Below are 15331 nucleotides of genomic sequence, written 5' to 3' on the forward strand. Positions count from 1 at the left end.
TTATGGTAGTAGGGGATTTTCCAATTGAAGTAGACACATTGGTCGTTGGGGCGGGTCCTGGTGGTTATGTAGCGGCTATCCGTGCAGCGCAAATGGGACAAAAAGTGACGATTGTAGAGAAGGGTGCCCTAGGTGGAGCATGCTTAAATGTAGGATGCATTCCATCTAAAGCATTGATTCAAGCTGGTCATACGGCCCAACAAGCTCAAGGAAATAGTGAGTTAGGGATAACAACTGAAAAAGTTTCTGTAGATTTCTCTAAAGTACAAGAATGGAAGGGTAATATTGTTAACCGATTGACTTCCGGTGTACAAGGTCTTTTAAAAGGAAATAAAGTGGATATTGTTAAAGGTGAAGTCTACTTTGTCGATGACAAAACGGTTAAAGTCATGGATGATAAGAACTCACAAACATACAAATTTAACAACTGTATTATTGCAACTGGTTCTAGACCAATTGAAATTCCAGGCTTTAAATTTTCTGAACGTGTTCTTGATTCTACAGGAGCATTAGCACTGAAGGAATTACCTAAGAAAATGGTCGTTATTGGTGGAGGATATATTGGTACTGAATTAGGATCTGCCTATGCTAACTTTGGTACAGAAGTTATCATCTTAGAAGGTACAAAGAATATCCTTGGTGGTTTCGAGAAACAAATGAGCCAACTTGTGAAGAAAAACCTGATGAAAAAAGGTGCTTCAATTATTACTGAAGCAATGGCAAAAGGCGTTGAAGAAACAAAAGATGGCGTTAAAGTAACATATGAAGTAAAAGGTAACGAAGAAACTGTCGAAGCTGATTACGTTCTTGTCACAGTTGGTCGTCGTCCTAACACAGATGAACTTGGTCTTGAACAAGTTGGTATTGAATTAGATGAACGTGGACTCATTAAAATCGATAAACAATGTCGTACAAATGTAAGTAATATTTTTGCGATTGGAGACATTGTTGCAGGCCCACCACTTGCACATAAAGCTTCTTATGAAGGTAAAGTTGCTGCTGAAGCGATTAGTGGTGAAAAATCTGCTATTGATTATTTAGCAATGCCAGCAGTTGTATTCTCAGAACCTGAGTTAGCTAGCGTAGGTTACACTGAAAAAGAAGCAAAAGAAGCTGGAATTGATGCAAAAGCATCTAAGTTCCCGTTTGCAGCTAATGGTCGAGCGTTATCGATGAATAGTACAGATGGCTTCTTAAAACTTGTTACAAGAAAAGAAGACGGTCTCGTTATTGGTGCACAAATCGCAGGTCCTAACGCAAGTGATATGATTGCTGAACTCGGATTAGCTGTTGAAGCAGGAATGACAGCAGAAGATATTGCACTTACGATCCATGCGCATCCAACATTAGGTGAAATGGCAATGGAAGCTGCAGATATCGCAATCGGCAAACCAACACATATGTTATAATCAATCATAAACAGAGGGTCATAACGGCTCTCTGTTTTTTTATATCCATTTATATTATCGTGATATTTCTGAATTTTATTGCCTGTTATGAATATATTTGATACGATATCACCATATGTACAAAACTTAGTAGAATGATAAGGTGATTTAATGAGGCAGCTCATGCAGTACGTATACATATTTAACAAACAAAACTTATACAACAAAATAGGTTTTTTTTGGTTTTTAACACTCCCCATCTTGTTTTTCTTAATTCGTTTCAATGCATTCACAAATAATAAAATGGGTATAGAGGTACAAAATTTTATTCATATTTATTGGGGTTTCATGCTGTTAACAACCGTGCTAAGCGGTGTCTTGTTAGCTATCATTCAATATCGGGATTCAGGATTTCTAAAAAGCTTTACATTTCTAAGCGGTAATAAGCATGTCATTATATTTGGTAAAGTGCTATCTCAACTATTATATATTGTTGTACTTACGACAGTGTTTAATTTAATCGTATCCGTTGTATATAAAATTGATTTCTCTCAGCTATTTCTAAAAGGCTTATTGACTATGCTAATTGCATTCATACCAATATGCTTTTCAATGTTATGGATGGTAATCATCCCTGTAAACGCAAATAATATAGCACCTATAGGTACGATATTACTAATTTTATTTTTGTATTTGGCAAATTTCGGACTAGAAACATATTCATATTTTTTATATTTTATGTACAGCTTAAATCCCGTTGTGTACTTATCGAATATTTTAAACATGTTAAGTGATTTCAGTTTTGAAATCGTAATCATTAATGTTTTAACAACTTTAATCTATTTAATCATAGGTTTTTTCTCCTTAAAAAATATGTCAATCATTCCTAGAAAAAACTAAAAGGAGCGTAGCTGTATGATCAAATTAGATAATTTATATTTTAAATACAATGAGACAAGGGGGGATGTTCTCGAAAATATATCCACTACATTTAAACCTGGAGTAGTAAACGTTTTACTGGGGGTGAATGGATCAGGAAAGACAACGTTATTTGATATTATATCGGGAATATTATTAAAAAAAGTAGATAAAGGCGTTGTTCAGGGGGTAAATACTAAAGATACCATGTATATGACTCAAGGAATGCTTTTTCCTCTTGGTCTAAAAGGAAAGGATTTAATAAGATTATTTCTAAAAGGTGATTATCGATATCAACCAAAAACGAATGACAATAATTACGATTTATTTGATGGAAAGTTTAAGAAAAAAATAGAATACTTGTCTAATACATATTATGGTGATATGTCTGTTGGTGAAAGAAGATGGCTAACGTTTACATTAGCGATGAAATTGGAGAGAAAAATTTATTTATTTGATGAGCCAACGTCAGGTGTTGACCCGCATTCTAAAGCTGATATATTGGACGGCATTATTGATCTAAGTAAAAATAAAGATAAAGTAGTTATCATGTCGACACATGTTTTGCATGATTTAAGTGAAATGAATTGTAAGATTCATCTACTTCATAAAGGAAAGATAAATTTTGTTGGTACATATGATGAGTTCCTGAAGAAATTTAATCATTCAAATCCGGATAAAGCTTTCCGTAATTTTATAGATAATTATCCAGATGAGAGGAAGCATTGTGATGACTGTTTTTCGTAGATGAAGATTTAATATCTGTCCATATTAATCAATACTAACCTTATACATAAGCTTTTCGAAACAATTGATTTTAATGGAAAAATAAAAGGATGATTTTTTGAAAAAACTAATTTCTTATATTTATTTATGTCTATTATTAATCGGTTGTCAATCAGAAACGAATTTAAATGAAAAACATGAATCTGTTAAACATAGTGATTTATCAACTGAACAGCAACCTAAACAAACTAAACAGAATCAAGAAGAGAAAAATAAATACGTTGAACGAGATAATGAGGATGACGTTCAAGCCACACACCGTGTTGATGAACATAATTGGTATATCCGACCTTTAAATGAAAAGGCAAACGAACGAGTCGTGTTGTTAACGATTGATGATGCACCAGACCAATATGCTTTAGAAATGGCCTATATGTTAAAAGAACAAAATGCAGGTGCGATATTTTTTGTTAATGGACATTTTTTAGAGACTAAAGAACAGAAGGAAATTTTGAAACAAATTCATCAAATGGGATTTGTTATAGGAAATCATACGTATAGTCATGCTCGCTTACCCGATATAAGTGAGGAGAAGCAAAGAGAAGAAATAATACGTGTTAATGATATTGTAGAAGAGATTACAGGAGAAAGACCAACATTTTTCCGTGCACCATTTGGGGCGAATACTGATTTTTCTAAGCAAGTTGTTGCAGAGGAAAATATGATTATAATGAACTGGTCCTACGGATATGATTTTTTACCGGAATATATGGAAAAAGCTAAACTGACCCATATCATGTTAGAAACGGAATTTCTAAATAACGGTGCTAATTTACTCATGCATGATCGCAAGTGGACAAAAGAGGCATTAGAAGATATTGTCATCGGATTACGCGAAAAAGGTTATGAAATCTTAGCCCCACATTATCTGCAAGTGAAATGACAGAGTGATAAATAAATCTTAATGTGACACACTAAATAGAATTTAATCATATAATATGTTATACTAATGGAAGATTAATGTTGATGATTAAAGGAGAGGTAAAAGTGGGGACAATCATCTGCAAAGAATGCCAAAAAATTGTTGAGCACTACGAGACAAATAAAGTCACGACACTTTACGGTCAATGTAGCAAATGTCAAACCAAAAATAAATGAGATAACTCTTTGCACATCAGTTTTATTAATGATGTGCTTTTTTAATAAAATTTAATGTTTTGTGTCATGATCGAGCGGGTATTATATAATAAACTAAACGCATATCGAACAAAATGATTGGCATATGTATTAGTAAGAAAACAACATTCGGAATATTGATTGAATGAAGGCGCATATAGAGTTATAACTCCCTTCGTAATAAATAAAAATGAAAGGATGTGGATCATAATGAAATTTGTTTTAGATACATTGCGTCAGGAAGAAGGAAAAGAAAGGGTGCTACGAATGGAAATTGATTATGAATTATTAACTCTATATGATGCCTTACAAACAAACGATATAACGATGATTGTTAAAGCTAAAGAACGTTTAACAAAACTAACTCGAGAGCTTATTGATATTGAACAAAGATTGCAATCAGGGTGAAAAACGGACTCCGCTTCATTTTTTGAAGCGGAGTCTTTTTGTTTACGTGCAAATAGTTGCATACGGTTGTTCGGCATAAGATAATGTTATTAAGTAGAAAAGAGGGATAGGAATGGAGACAATCGGTCGAAACGAGATATTTTCACAAGCGAAAGAGTGGATATTTGAAGCTGGACAATATATCCGATCGAAAATGTATAAAGAACATCAAATATCTACAAAATCGAATCCAAATGACTTAGTAACTGAACTTGACCGTGACACTGAAATAATGTTGACAAATAATATTCGAAAAACATATCCTAATCACTTGATAATAAGTGAAGAAGGTTATGGTGATAAACTTTCTCGCCTAGATGGAACGGTATGGATTATAGACCCAATAGATGGAACGATGAATTTTGTTCATCAAAAGCAAAACTTTGCTATATCCATTGGTATTTACCATAATCAAATTGGTGAGATTGGCCTCATTTACGATGTTATAGGTAATGTATTATATTCCGCCAAACGAGGAGAAGGAGCATTTAAAAATGACCAGCCATTAAAGCAATTAGACAAGGACGTATCTTTAGATAAGGCTATAATAGCTATGAATCATTTTTGGTTATGTGAAAATCATTTAGTATGCGAACAGACAATGCAGAAATTTGTCCGAAACATTCGTGGTACGAGAACATATGGTTCAGCAGCGTTAGAGTTTGCTTATGTTGCAGAGGGGATATTGGATGGTTATCTTGCCCTTAGACTATCACCATGGGATATTGCCGCAGGTATTGTTATTGTCAATGAGGTAGGCGGGGTGACAACAACGATTGATGGTGAACCATTAAATATGTTAACTAAGAATCCAATTTTAACGTGTAACCCGGCGATTCAAAAAGAAATAATTGACTATATTAAAAAAGGAAGAAAAGTGACTTAAAAAAATCAAGTCACTTGCTTCTTTTTTGTTTGATAGAGATTCCAACTCCCATAAACATAAAACCTAATAATATTAATCCTATGACCATCCAAATATTTTGTAAAGAAATACCGATGGCAGCACCGATAAACATGAAGATAACAAGCATAGCTAACAATAGCATTGGAAAATCAATCTTCTTCACCACTCAACACCTCTATTATGTTAAAAGAAACTCTATATCTTGGTTTAGTATATATGAAAAATTAATTAGAAGCAAAAGCGCAGATTGAAATAATAGATTTTAGTTAAAATACTGAAGAAAAAATGCTATGATGAGGGAAGTTAAATGAGTATTTTGTAGAGGAGAACATGTATGTATATGAATAGTATTATTTTCGATTATATCCTGAATTCATACGGAGATCAGCATATGTATTGGACATTATATGTATTAAATTTAATATTTGGTGCGATTTCCTATAAACTCGGTTTTGCTCGTAAATTATCACTAGGGAAAAATATCATTGTTTATATCTTGCTAGCTATTGGTATGATGGTCGTAACCGTGTTTAGTATTTTTCAATTACCGATTACCGAGAGCTTAATTATTACAACCATTGTCCTAGCCATTTATCGCTTCCGCTTACATTACCAACGAGATAAAAAACAAGAAAATCCTAATTGAAATGAAAACGAGCTAGTGGTCTAGCTCGTTTTTTATCTTTATTGATTTTTTTCACGGTTTGATTGCTCATCTTGTATGTCATCTAATTCTTTCTGTTCGTTTTCCGGTAAGATGTTTTTGTTTTGATCTGGTTCGGACGGTTCTTGTTGTGGTGTCGGTGCGTCTGGCATATAACGTCCAATGATAGCGGCGAGTTCTTCAATAATTCCTTGAACCGGATATCCTTCGTCTATTTTCTCTCTCATATTCACTAAACGCTGATTGATATCTGCATCAGCAATCACGACTGCGGTCTTACCATAAGGATCATTTCTTAACGCTTCTGACACCGTATATTTTACTGAACCAACTCGTGAACGATCAAGATTTTTATCAACATCAATACCGACAACGGCATACGGTCCTACAACAAGAGCTGTAGCATTCTCCACTTGTGGTGATTGGATAGCAACATCCCTAAGATGGTTAGCAATCTCCGTATTTGTTTTACTTTGTTCGTTCGGTTTACTTGACTGTTCGACTTGTAAAAAGCGTTGGTTTTCATCGCTTAACGTATTTGGATTTCCTTCATTAAGGCACCCCGAAAGAAATATGAGACAGAGCAGTAAAATGAAGCGAATTTTCATTTCGCACCCTCCTATTTAGACAATGAAATGACTGTTCTTAGTCTAAGTGAAAGGTGCTAAATTATACGAAAAATATTTCAGTCTCTTATTTAATAATGATTTTTTTAATTCCTTGTATTGGATTGTCTTTGTTTGACCCATCCTTATAATATAGATGAACAGGGCCTTTTTCTGGTACAGGTTTTCCGTCAACAGCAAATAGCAGATAAGATTTTTGTAACTTACTTAATGGAATGTCAACGCTTCCGTCATCAGTAACAAGCTCAGCCTCTGTGGCATCTCTTTTAACTTCAGCATATTCAATGAAATGATGGAGTGGCATCACCCAGGAATGTCTTAATGCTTCTTCACGTTCCTTTTTTGAAAGACTTTTATTTACGGGTGGTTTGATATGTTCATGATGATACCAGTCATTATCATAACCTCTAACAGTTCTTTTTAGTTTTTCTTCTTCTGATTCCCCCATTTGTTCTACGCCACGAAGGGCTTCGTCTAATAAAATTTTACGATCGTCAAAAATCCATACAGATGAATCTAATGTAATCGGATATGTAACACTTCCAGTAATTGGAATAATCAATTATAATTCCACCTTTCTATTTCACTCGTATTTAGAATAACAAACATCTCCCTAAATATCACGAAACAACTATTCCGTTCATTACAATTAACGGATTTTCATTTGCATTTTAACAATGCAAGCGATAAGATAAAGATATGATTTATGTTTCGTTATTAACGAATGGGATAATTTTACTTTTATACAAGTTTGTAACGCTAAGTTATAATGGAGGGGATTTATGTGATGCCTGAGTTAACGATAAATTATCGTGAGAAAGCTCGTGCCCTTCTTGAGGCGGATGCTGAGAAGATTTTGCGGCTTATAAAGGTTCAAATAGATAATTTAACGATGCCACAGTGTCCATTATATGAAGAAGTATTGGATACCCAAATGTTCGGACTATCAAGAGAAATTGACTTTGCTGTTCGCCTGAATCTAATAGAGGAAAGCGAAGGGAAAGCGTTGTTAGATAATTTAGAAATGGAATTAAACATTTTACATGAGAAAGCACAGAAATCTGACTAAAGTGCTTAGATAATTAATTAAACTTTGCCTATTTCGGAATTGGGCAAGGTTTTTTTTAATCAATATGGCTGAATCACTTGCAAACATTTTACTAAAGACTAGCAAAATAATAAATAAAGTATATGCTTTTTTCTTACATAGAATTGTGAAAAAAGAAGTCGTTAGTTTTAATTTTTTTCATTGATAATCATGGTATAATAGCGTATAAGTTCAACCTAAATGAAATTGAAATTTTAATTGATGTATCTGCAATTTAATATGTTATACTAATATTAAATGTGCTATACTAATTAAAATTTCTCTTTCACGATGATAGTTTTAATGGGTCGGAGAGATGCACATGTTTAAAAAACTAAAGAATTATGATTATATCTTAATGTTTTCACCGATTGTATTGGCTAGCTTTGGGATTATTATGATTTATAGTGCTAGTATGGTAACAGCGGTAGTAGAAGGTCATGAAAGCACTTACTATTTAGTGAAGCAAGCTCAATGGTTTGTTATAAGTTTGGTAGGATTTATCCTGTTTTCAGTGATTCCTTATAAGAAATATGAAAAGTATATGGTATGGAATGTCGTCATTGCTTTAGCTATGTTGTTAGGCGTGTTGCTTTTTGGAACATCACGAGGCAATGCAACAAGATGGATATCGGTTGGTCCAGTTTTGATCCAGCCTGCTGAATTTGTAAAATTAGGTATCATTTTGTATTTAGCTTCTGTATATTCGAAAAAACAACATTATATTGATGATTTTAGGAAAGGGGTACTTCCGCCCTTAATTCTAACCGCGTTTATTTTGGCATTAATTGTGCTACAGCCAGATATCGGTTCGGCAGTGACGACGTTTCTCGTTGCCTGCGCCATTATATTTAGTTCGGGGATGCGTTATAAACATATTATTTTACTTGGGTTTGTAAGCATTTTAGTTGTTGCCGCTGCTATCCCATCCATGGTTACAGAAGAAAGAATTTCCAGATTTACAGGTGCATATCAACCATTTGCCGATCCGGAAAATGCTGGACACCATTTGATACAATCTTATCTAGCAATTGGTGGAGGAGGAATAACTGGGGAGGGATTAGGTCAAAGTGTCCAGAAATTAGGGTTTTTATTTGGAGCTCATACAGACTTTATTATGGCTGTTATTGCTGAGGAACTCGGAACAATAGGTGTATTACTTGTTCTCGGGTTACTCGCACTTATTGTGTTGCGTGGACTCTATGTGTCACTAAAATGTCGTGATAGTTTTGGCGCCCTAATAGCTGTAGGCATATCTTCTATGATTGGTATACAAACGTTTATTAATCTCGGTTCAATCAGTGGGATCTTACCTATTACAGGGATAACTTTACCTTTTGTTAGTTATGGAGGATCTTCTTTGTTAATTTTAATGGTTTCTATGGGAATATTGAATAATATTGCGTCTACATTAAAGAAAGATGAACAAGATTCCGCCGATAGTAAACCAGTTCAACATGTACAGAATAATAAATTTGTCACTTATAGAGGGGGAAGAAAATGGTCAAGTTAAATCGATTAAAGAAAATTATGGTCGCTAACCGTGGGGAAATTGCTATTCGTATTTTTAGAGCATGTGCAGAGTTAAATATTCGTACGGTCGCTATTTATTCAAAAGAAGATACAGGATCCTATCATCGATATAAGGCAGATGAAGCCTATCTCATTGGTGAGGGGAAAAAACCAATCGATGCCTATCTCGATATTGAAGGTATTATAGAAATTGCCAAACAAGTAGATGTCGATGCAATCCATCCAGGATATGGCTTCTTATCAGAAAATATTGAGTTTGCGAAACGCTGTGAAGAAGAAGGAATCGTCTTTATCGGGCCAAAAAGTGAACATTTACATATGTTCGGTGATAAAGTGCGTGCCAGAACACAAGCAATTCATGCAGGCATACCCGTTATTCCAGGAAGTGATGGCCCTGTTCATTCCGTTGAAGAAGTTGAAGCGTTTGGAAAAGAACATGGCTATCCAATTATTATAAAGGCAACTTTAGGTGGCGGCGGCCGCGGTATGCGGATTGTACGAAATGAGAATAATTTAAAAGCAGCCTATGAACGAGCGAAATCAGAAGCTAAAGCGGCATTTGGTAACGATGAAGTTTATGTCGAAAAGCTTATTGAAAACCCGAAACATATCGAGGTGCAAATCATAGGTGACGAGGAAGGTAATATCGTTCATTTATATGAGCGAGATTGTTCGATTCAGCGTCGCCACCAAAAACTTGTCGAGGTCGCACCTAGTATATCGATTACCGAAACATTACGGCATAAGATTTGTGATGCGTCGGTCCAACTTATGAAACATGTTGGCTATGTAAATGCAGGAACTGTCGAGTTTTTAGTGACAGGATCTGAATTTTACTTTATAGAGGTTAATCCACGTGTTCAAGTTGAACATACGATAACAGAAATGATAACTGGGATTGATATCGTTCAAACACAGATTAAAGTTGCCGATGGACATCCATTACATAGTTCTGTTGTCGATATTCCACATCAAAAAGATATAAAAACATGGGGTTATGCCGTTCAATCACGGGTAACAACAGAGGATCCACTTAATAATTTTATGCCAGATACAGGAAAAATTAATGTCTATCGTTCAGGTGGTGGATTTGGAGTACGATTGGATGCAGGAAATGGTTTTCAAGGGGCCGAAATTTCTCCTTATTATGATTCACTTTTGGTTAAAGTATCGACTTGGGCGCTTAGTTTTGAACAAGCTGTTCAAAAAATGGTCCGTAATTTACGTGAATTCCGAATTCGTGGCATAAAAACGAATATCCCATTTTTAGAGAACGTTATGCTTCATGAGAAGTTTTTATCTGGAGAGTATAACACAACATTTGTAGATGAAAGCCCAGAACTATTTGTATTTCCTAAACGGAAAAACCGTGGAACAAAGATGTTAACATATATTGCCGATACAACGGTTAATGGATTTGAAGGATTGACTAAGGAAGAAAAACCACATTTTGATCCGCTGCCAATACCAAAGCAAACTAATTCACTTCCATTTCAAAATGGAACGAAGCAGATATTGGATGAACATGGTCCAGAAGGTGTTGCCAGATGGATGAAAGAGCAGTCGGAAGTATTGTTTACAGATACAACTTTCCGCGATGCACATCAATCGTTACTAGCAACACGTATCCGTACGAAGGATTTAGTTAATATAGCTGAACCTACTGCAAAGTTATTACCGAATCTATTTTCAGTTGAGATGTGGGGTGGAGCAACTTTCGATGTAGCTTACCGTTTCTTGAAAGAAGACCCTTGGGAAAGGTTGCTGAAATTACGTAAAAAAATGCCAAACATACTTTTCCAAATGCTATTACGAGCAAGTAATGCCGTCGGATATAAGAACTATCCAGATAATTTAATTGAACAATTTGTATCAAAAAGTGCACATGCAGGTATTGATGTCTTCCGTATTTTCGATAGCTTAAACTGGGTTGATAATATGGTTCCTGCTATTAAAGCAGTTCGGGAAAGTGGAAAAATAGCTGAGGCATCAATCTGTTACACAGGGGATATACTTGATTCATCGAGAAGTAAATATGATCTATCTTATTATAAGGATTTAGCTAAACAATTAGAAGCTAATGGTGCCCATATTCTCGGAATTAAAGATATGGCAGGTTTATTAAAACCAGAAGCGGCATACCAGCTTATTACAGCTCTCAAAGAAACGGTTGATTTGCCAATCCATTTACACACGCATGATACTAGCGGAAATGGGATATTAACATACAAACGCGCAATAGATGCCGGTGTTGATGCAGTAGATGTCGCATGTAGTTCAATGGCTGGCTTAACGTCACAACCAAGTGCGCAATCATTAGTTTACGCACTTGGTGGCTCAAAGCGACAGCCAAATATGAATATTGAAGCATATGAAGTATTGTCACAATACTGGCATCATGTAAGAGATTATTATAAGCCGTTTGAAAGTGGGATGAACTCTCCACATACTGAAATATACATGCATGAAATGCCAGGTGGTCAATATAGTAATTTGCAACAACAAGCAAAAGCAGTCGGACTAGGTGACCGATGGAATGAAGTAAAAACGATGTATCGCCGTGTAAATGATATGTTTGGAGACCTTGTTAAGGTCACACCGTCATCGAAGGTTGTCGGTGATATGGCACTATTCATGGTGCAAAATAATTTAACAGAAGATGACGTCTATGAGAAAGGTGAAACAATAGACTTTCCAGATTCGGTCATCGAGTTTTTCCAAGGTTATCTTGGTCAGCCGTACCAAGGTTTCCCTCAAGAACTACAGCGAATTATATTAAAAGGGAAAGAGCCGATTACAAAGCGGCCTGGGGAATTGTTAGAACCGGTTGACTTCAAACAGATGAGGGACACGCTCTTTAAGCAATTGGACCGTCAAGTGACGAGTTTCGACTTAATTGCACATGCACTTTACCCGAAAGTATTTATGGACTATCATAAATTCCAACAACAATATGGTGATGTGTCTACGCTTGATACGCCAACATTTTTCTATGGAATGCGTCTAGGTGAAGAAATAGAAGTCGAAATTGAAAAAGGAAAGACCTTGTTTGTTAAGCTTATTTCTATATCAGAACCACGTTCGAATGGGACACGAGTTGTATACTTCGAATTAAATGGACAGCCAAGGGAAGTTATTATAGAAGATAAAAGTATAGAATCGACTGTGGCAACAACGCCTAAAGCAGATCCAGGAAACGAGCATCATATCGGTGCAACGATGCCAGGTACTGTAATCAAAGTGATGTGTGAACAAGGGCAAAAGGTAGAAAAAGGTGACTATTTAATGATCACGGAAGCGATGAAAATGGAGACAACTGTTCAAGCCCCATTCTCAGGTGTCATTAAGGAAATACATGTTAAAGCACAAGATGCTATATCTGTAGGAGATTTATTAATTGAATTAAAATAAAAAAATCAGGAGCGGATGAACTGCTCCTGATTTTTTTTATTTGTTTTTTTCTAAGGACATACTTCGTGATGCAAGTAAAATAAAATAGCACAATAATGCAAAATAACATGAAATGACTAATGCATGTAATAGGGCAATGCCTAGGTTCAATAGGGTGAAAATAATCAAAGCTCCAAAAATGACTTGTAGAACGATGAGAATAATCATCGTTATGGAACCCCAATACATGAACTGATTATCACGATAAGACTTTATGAGTCTTAAAAATAATGAAATGGTCCATACTAAAAGAATACCAGCTGTTAATCGATGTCCCATCTGTACAAATTGTTCAAAGCTGAAACTAGCTATATTCAGTGGAGCATTATTAAAACAAAATGGCCAATCTCGGCAAACCAAGTTCGCTTCAGTATGACGAACCAGCGCTCCAGTATAGACGGTGATCAGTGTGTATATTGATAACAAGTATATTTCTATTCGGTGTTTTTTACGAATGATTAAGCTAGATGTATCTAACTTTTTATCAACTTCAAATATAAGTAACATTAATAAAAAAACAGAGGCGAATGAAATAAGTGAAATACCAAAATGAAGTGCTAAAACAAAATCAGATTGCCCCCATACAACAGCTGCTGCTCCGATTAATCCTTGTAAAACGAGAAAAACAACCGATAATATAGAAAGAAATTTTACTTCACGAATATGTCTGAGATGTTTCCAGGCTAGATAGGCAAGTGCTAGAATCACTATTCCACCGATGCCGGAAACGAGTCGATGACTTAATTCAATTAGAAGTTCTGGGGTGATTTCTGATGGGATAAGTTCGCCATGACATAGTGGCCAACTTTTACCGCATCCATCACCAGACTCAGTCTTGGTAACAAGAGCACCGCCGAGTAATATAAATACCATAATTGAGCTGGCTAAAACAGATAGCCATTTTAAAGTTCTTACCATATAAATGCCTCTCTTCAACTATACAAAATAACTCATACAAATTTTAATCTGTTTTCAATGATAATATTAGTGATTAGGATAAAGCAAACAAATCGCCCTAAAAAGTGATTAATATCACGAAATTGTTACACATTCATGACATTCCACCATTTACATAGTGAAAAAAGGCAAAAACACTTGCAAAAAGGCGTTGAGTTTGCTAGAAATAATGTAGGGGAACTTTGCTATTCTAAATTTGACAACATGAAAAAGGGGTAATACATAAAGAAACACTATGAAATTAAGACTTTAGCGTCAATTCTTGTGTCTTAACTCTGGCTTCACAATGTTGACACAATCGCTGCAATAATGAACAAAATGTGAATCGAAATCATGTATTAGTAGTATAACGGCGTACTAGCTATTAGAAAAAGTTCTGTTATCCTATTTGGTGAAATGATGATTGAGATTAGTATGTCTTACATCACACTGGAACTTTTTATAAAATGTTTGGTTATACTAGCGATTTGAAGGGGGGATTAGAGCAAATTGATTCAGACAGAAACGACTCCCAAAGAAGGGGCCAAGTCCACTTCGATTGGTAAACAACCAACATGGATAGCTGAACTTAATGCATTGATCAAAATAGGCATCGTTAATTCCAATTTAATCACGACTTTTGTCGGGTTTTGGCTAGCACTTCATTACACCAATCAATCGATTACAACCAATATGAGTCATTTCATTTTAACAATGATTGGAGCCGCATTTGTCATAGCAGGAGGTGCTGTCTTAAACAATTGGTATGATGTTGATATTGATCCCGTTATGACTCGTACCCAAACAAGACCAACTGTTACAGGAAGAATCTCATTGAAATCAGCATTACTCATTGGTGTTTCTTTATCTGTTATTGGTCATGTTTTGTTGCTATTTGTTAGTTTAGAAGCAACATTATGGGCGTTTGCTGGATGGTTTACGTATGTTGTTCTTTATACGATGTGGTCTAAGAGAAGGTACACACTCAACACAATTGTGGGTAGTTTTTCAGGAGCTGTACCACCTTTAATTGGGTGGACGGCAATCAATCAGGAACTTCATATTGTACCAATAACGCTGTTTCTCATTATGTTTATTTGGCAAATACCACATTTTCTGGCACTTGCCATGAAAAAGAGCGAAGAATATAAAAAAGCGCAAGTTCCTATGCTTCCTGCAGTTTATGGTTTCGATATGACGAAACGCCAAATTGTCATATATATAGCCTGTTTATTACCGTTACCATTTCTTCTTTTTTCCCTTGGTAAGGCATTCTTGATTATCGCAACAGTTCTAAATATTGGATGGCTAATCATGGGGATAGGTGGATTTTTCTCGAAAAACGATTTAAAATGGGCAAATATGATTTTTGTTTATTCACTAAACTATTTGACAATCCTATTCATTACAATGGCAGTCGTAACTATAGATTTCCCCTTTTAATTGTCATTCTAAATGAGTAGATCATTCACT

General features: G+C 35.3%; 15 protein-coding genes. 11 read left to right on the top strand and 4 right to left on the bottom strand.

What is annotated here, in order from left to right:
- The first annotated feature begins 2 nt into the window (after positions 1 to 2).
- The 6 genes from lpdA to VIG73_RS14010 all read left to right on the top strand — a co-directional run bounded on the left by lpdA (position 3) and on the right by VIG73_RS14010 (position 5541).
- Complete coding sequence (lpdA, locus tag VIG73_RS13985; RefSeq protein WP_331643077.1) at positions 3 to 1409, top strand: dihydrolipoyl dehydrogenase; 1407 nt, start codon at positions 3 to 5, stop codon at positions 1407 to 1409.
- A gap of 894 nt (positions 1410 to 2303) precedes the next feature.
- Positions 2304 to 3053 carry an AAA family ATPase gene (locus VIG73_RS13990; RefSeq protein WP_331643079.1) on the top strand — a complete coding sequence of 250 codons (750 nt, stop codon included), beginning with the start codon at positions 2304 to 2306 and terminating at the stop codon, positions 3051 to 3053.
- Positions 3054 to 3150: 97 nt separating this feature from the next.
- Positions 3151 to 3975, top strand: a complete 825-nt coding sequence (locus VIG73_RS13995) for a polysaccharide deacetylase family protein (RefSeq protein ID WP_331643081.1) — start codon at positions 3151 to 3153, stop codon at positions 3973 to 3975.
- An 83-nt stretch (positions 3976 to 4058) separates the two neighbouring features.
- Entirely contained in the window at positions 4059 to 4190 is a 132-nt protein-coding gene (locus VIG73_RS14000) for a GapA-binding peptide SR1P (RefSeq protein WP_414648420.1), read from the top strand.
- Positions 4191 to 4418: 228 nt separating this feature from the next.
- The gene (locus tag VIG73_RS14005) at positions 4419 to 4616 is read left to right on the top strand and encodes a hypothetical protein (protein WP_331643085.1); all 198 of its coding nucleotides are present in this window, start codon (positions 4419 to 4421) and stop codon (positions 4614 to 4616) included.
- 112 nt (positions 4617 to 4728) lie between these two features.
- A complete protein-coding gene (locus VIG73_RS14010; protein ID WP_331643087.1) occupies positions 4729 to 5541 on the top strand; it encodes an inositol monophosphatase family protein in 813 nt (270 codons plus the stop codon).
- Between the two features lie 10 nt (positions 5542 to 5551).
- Here the strand turns inward: VIG73_RS14010 and VIG73_RS14015 are convergent, their stop codons facing one another.
- Positions 5552 to 5725: a hypothetical protein gene (locus VIG73_RS14015; RefSeq protein ID WP_331643089.1), complete on the bottom strand. Its 174-nt coding sequence runs from the start codon at positions 5723 to 5725 to the stop codon at positions 5552 to 5554.
- A gap of 171 nt (positions 5726 to 5896) precedes the next feature.
- Here VIG73_RS14015 and VIG73_RS14020 point away from each other — a divergent pair, with 171 nt between their 5' ends.
- Entirely contained in the window at positions 5897 to 6208 is a 312-nt protein-coding gene (locus VIG73_RS14020) for a YlaH-like family protein (protein WP_331643091.1), read from the top strand.
- 38 nt (positions 6209 to 6246) lie between these two features.
- Here VIG73_RS14020 and VIG73_RS14025 read toward each other — a convergent pair whose 3' ends face one another.
- A complete protein-coding gene (locus VIG73_RS14025) occupies positions 6247 to 6834 on the bottom strand; it encodes a YhcN/YlaJ family sporulation lipoprotein (protein WP_331643093.1) in 588 nt (195 codons plus the stop codon).
- 85 nt (positions 6835 to 6919) lie between these two features.
- On the bottom strand, positions 6920 to 7414 hold the full coding sequence (locus VIG73_RS14030; RefSeq protein ID WP_331643095.1) for a hypothetical protein: 495 nt from the start codon (positions 7412 to 7414) through the stop codon (positions 6920 to 6922).
- Positions 7415 to 7639: 225 nt separating this feature from the next.
- On the opposite strand from VIG73_RS14030, the gene VIG73_RS14035 reads away from it, so the two are divergent.
- From VIG73_RS14035 to pyc, 3 genes are all read left to right on the top strand, one after another.
- Positions 7640 to 7921: a YlaN family protein gene (locus VIG73_RS14035; protein WP_331643149.1), complete on the top strand. Its 282-nt coding sequence runs from the start codon at positions 7640 to 7642 to the stop codon at positions 7919 to 7921.
- Positions 7922 to 8261: 340 nt separating this feature from the next.
- Positions 8262 to 9452: an FtsW/RodA/SpoVE family cell cycle protein gene (locus tag VIG73_RS14040; protein ID WP_331643097.1), complete on the top strand. Its 1191-nt coding sequence runs from the start codon at positions 8262 to 8264 to the stop codon at positions 9450 to 9452.
- Positions 9440 to 12883 carry a pyruvate carboxylase gene (gene pyc, locus VIG73_RS14045; RefSeq protein ID WP_331643100.1) on the top strand — a complete coding sequence of 1148 codons (3444 nt, stop codon included), beginning with the start codon at positions 9440 to 9442 and terminating at the stop codon, positions 12881 to 12883. Before VIG73_RS14040 ends, pyc begins: the two co-directional genes overlap by 13 nt.
- Positions 12884 to 12919: 36 nt before the next feature.
- Here pyc and VIG73_RS14050 read toward each other — a convergent pair whose 3' ends face one another.
- Entirely contained in the window at positions 12920 to 13840 is a 921-nt protein-coding gene (locus tag VIG73_RS14050; RefSeq protein WP_331643102.1) for a heme A synthase, read from the bottom strand.
- Positions 13841 to 14368: 528 nt separating this feature from the next.
- Here VIG73_RS14050 and cyoE point away from each other — a divergent pair.
- Positions 14369 to 15301: a heme o synthase gene (cyoE, locus tag VIG73_RS14055; RefSeq protein WP_414648419.1), complete on the top strand. Its 933-nt coding sequence runs from the start codon at positions 14369 to 14371 to the stop codon at positions 15299 to 15301.
- The last annotated feature ends 30 nt before the right edge of the window (positions 15302 to 15331 follow it).

Origin of the sequence: Cerasibacillus sp., assembly GCF_036516575.1 — a bacterium.
GTDB lineage: Bacteria > Bacillota > Bacilli > Bacillales > Amphibacillaceae > Cerasibacillus.

Excerpts from the sequence above, each read along its gene's own strand:
- pyc (WP_331643100.1), top strand. The coding sequence starts at position 9,440 with ATGGTCAAGTTAAATCGATTAAAGAAAATTATGGTCGCTAACCGTGGG.
- VIG73_RS13990 (WP_331643079.1), top strand. The coding sequence starts at position 2,304 with ATGATCAAATTAGATAATTTATATTTTAAATACAATGAGACAAGGGGG.
- VIG73_RS14000 (WP_414648420.1), top strand. The coding sequence starts at position 4,059 with ATGATTAAAGGAGAGGTAAAAGTGGGGACAATCATCTGCAAAGAATGC.
- VIG73_RS14040 (WP_331643097.1), top strand. The coding sequence starts at position 8,262 with ATGTTTAAAAAACTAAAGAATTATGATTATATCTTAATGTTTTCACCG.
- VIG73_RS14005 (WP_331643085.1), top strand. The coding sequence starts at position 4,419 with ATGAAATTTGTTTTAGATACATTGCGTCAGGAAGAAGGAAAAGAAAGG.
- VIG73_RS14025 (WP_331643093.1), bottom strand. The coding sequence starts at position 6,834 with ATGAAAATTCGCTTCATTTTACTGCTCTGTCTCATATTTCTTTCGGGG.
- VIG73_RS14020 (WP_331643091.1), top strand. The coding sequence starts at position 5,897 with ATGTATATGAATAGTATTATTTTCGATTATATCCTGAATTCATACGGA.
- VIG73_RS14035 (WP_331643149.1), top strand. The coding sequence starts at position 7,640 with ATGCCTGAGTTAACGATAAATTATCGTGAGAAAGCTCGTGCCCTTCTT.
- lpdA (WP_331643077.1), top strand. The coding sequence starts at position 3 with ATGGTAGTAGGGGATTTTCCAATTGAAGTAGACACATTGGTCGTTGGG.
- VIG73_RS14010 (WP_331643087.1), top strand. The coding sequence starts at position 4,729 with ATGGAGACAATCGGTCGAAACGAGATATTTTCACAAGCGAAAGAGTGG.
- VIG73_RS14050 (WP_331643102.1), bottom strand. The coding sequence starts at position 13,840 with ATGGTAAGAACTTTAAAATGGCTATCTGTTTTAGCCAGCTCAATTATG.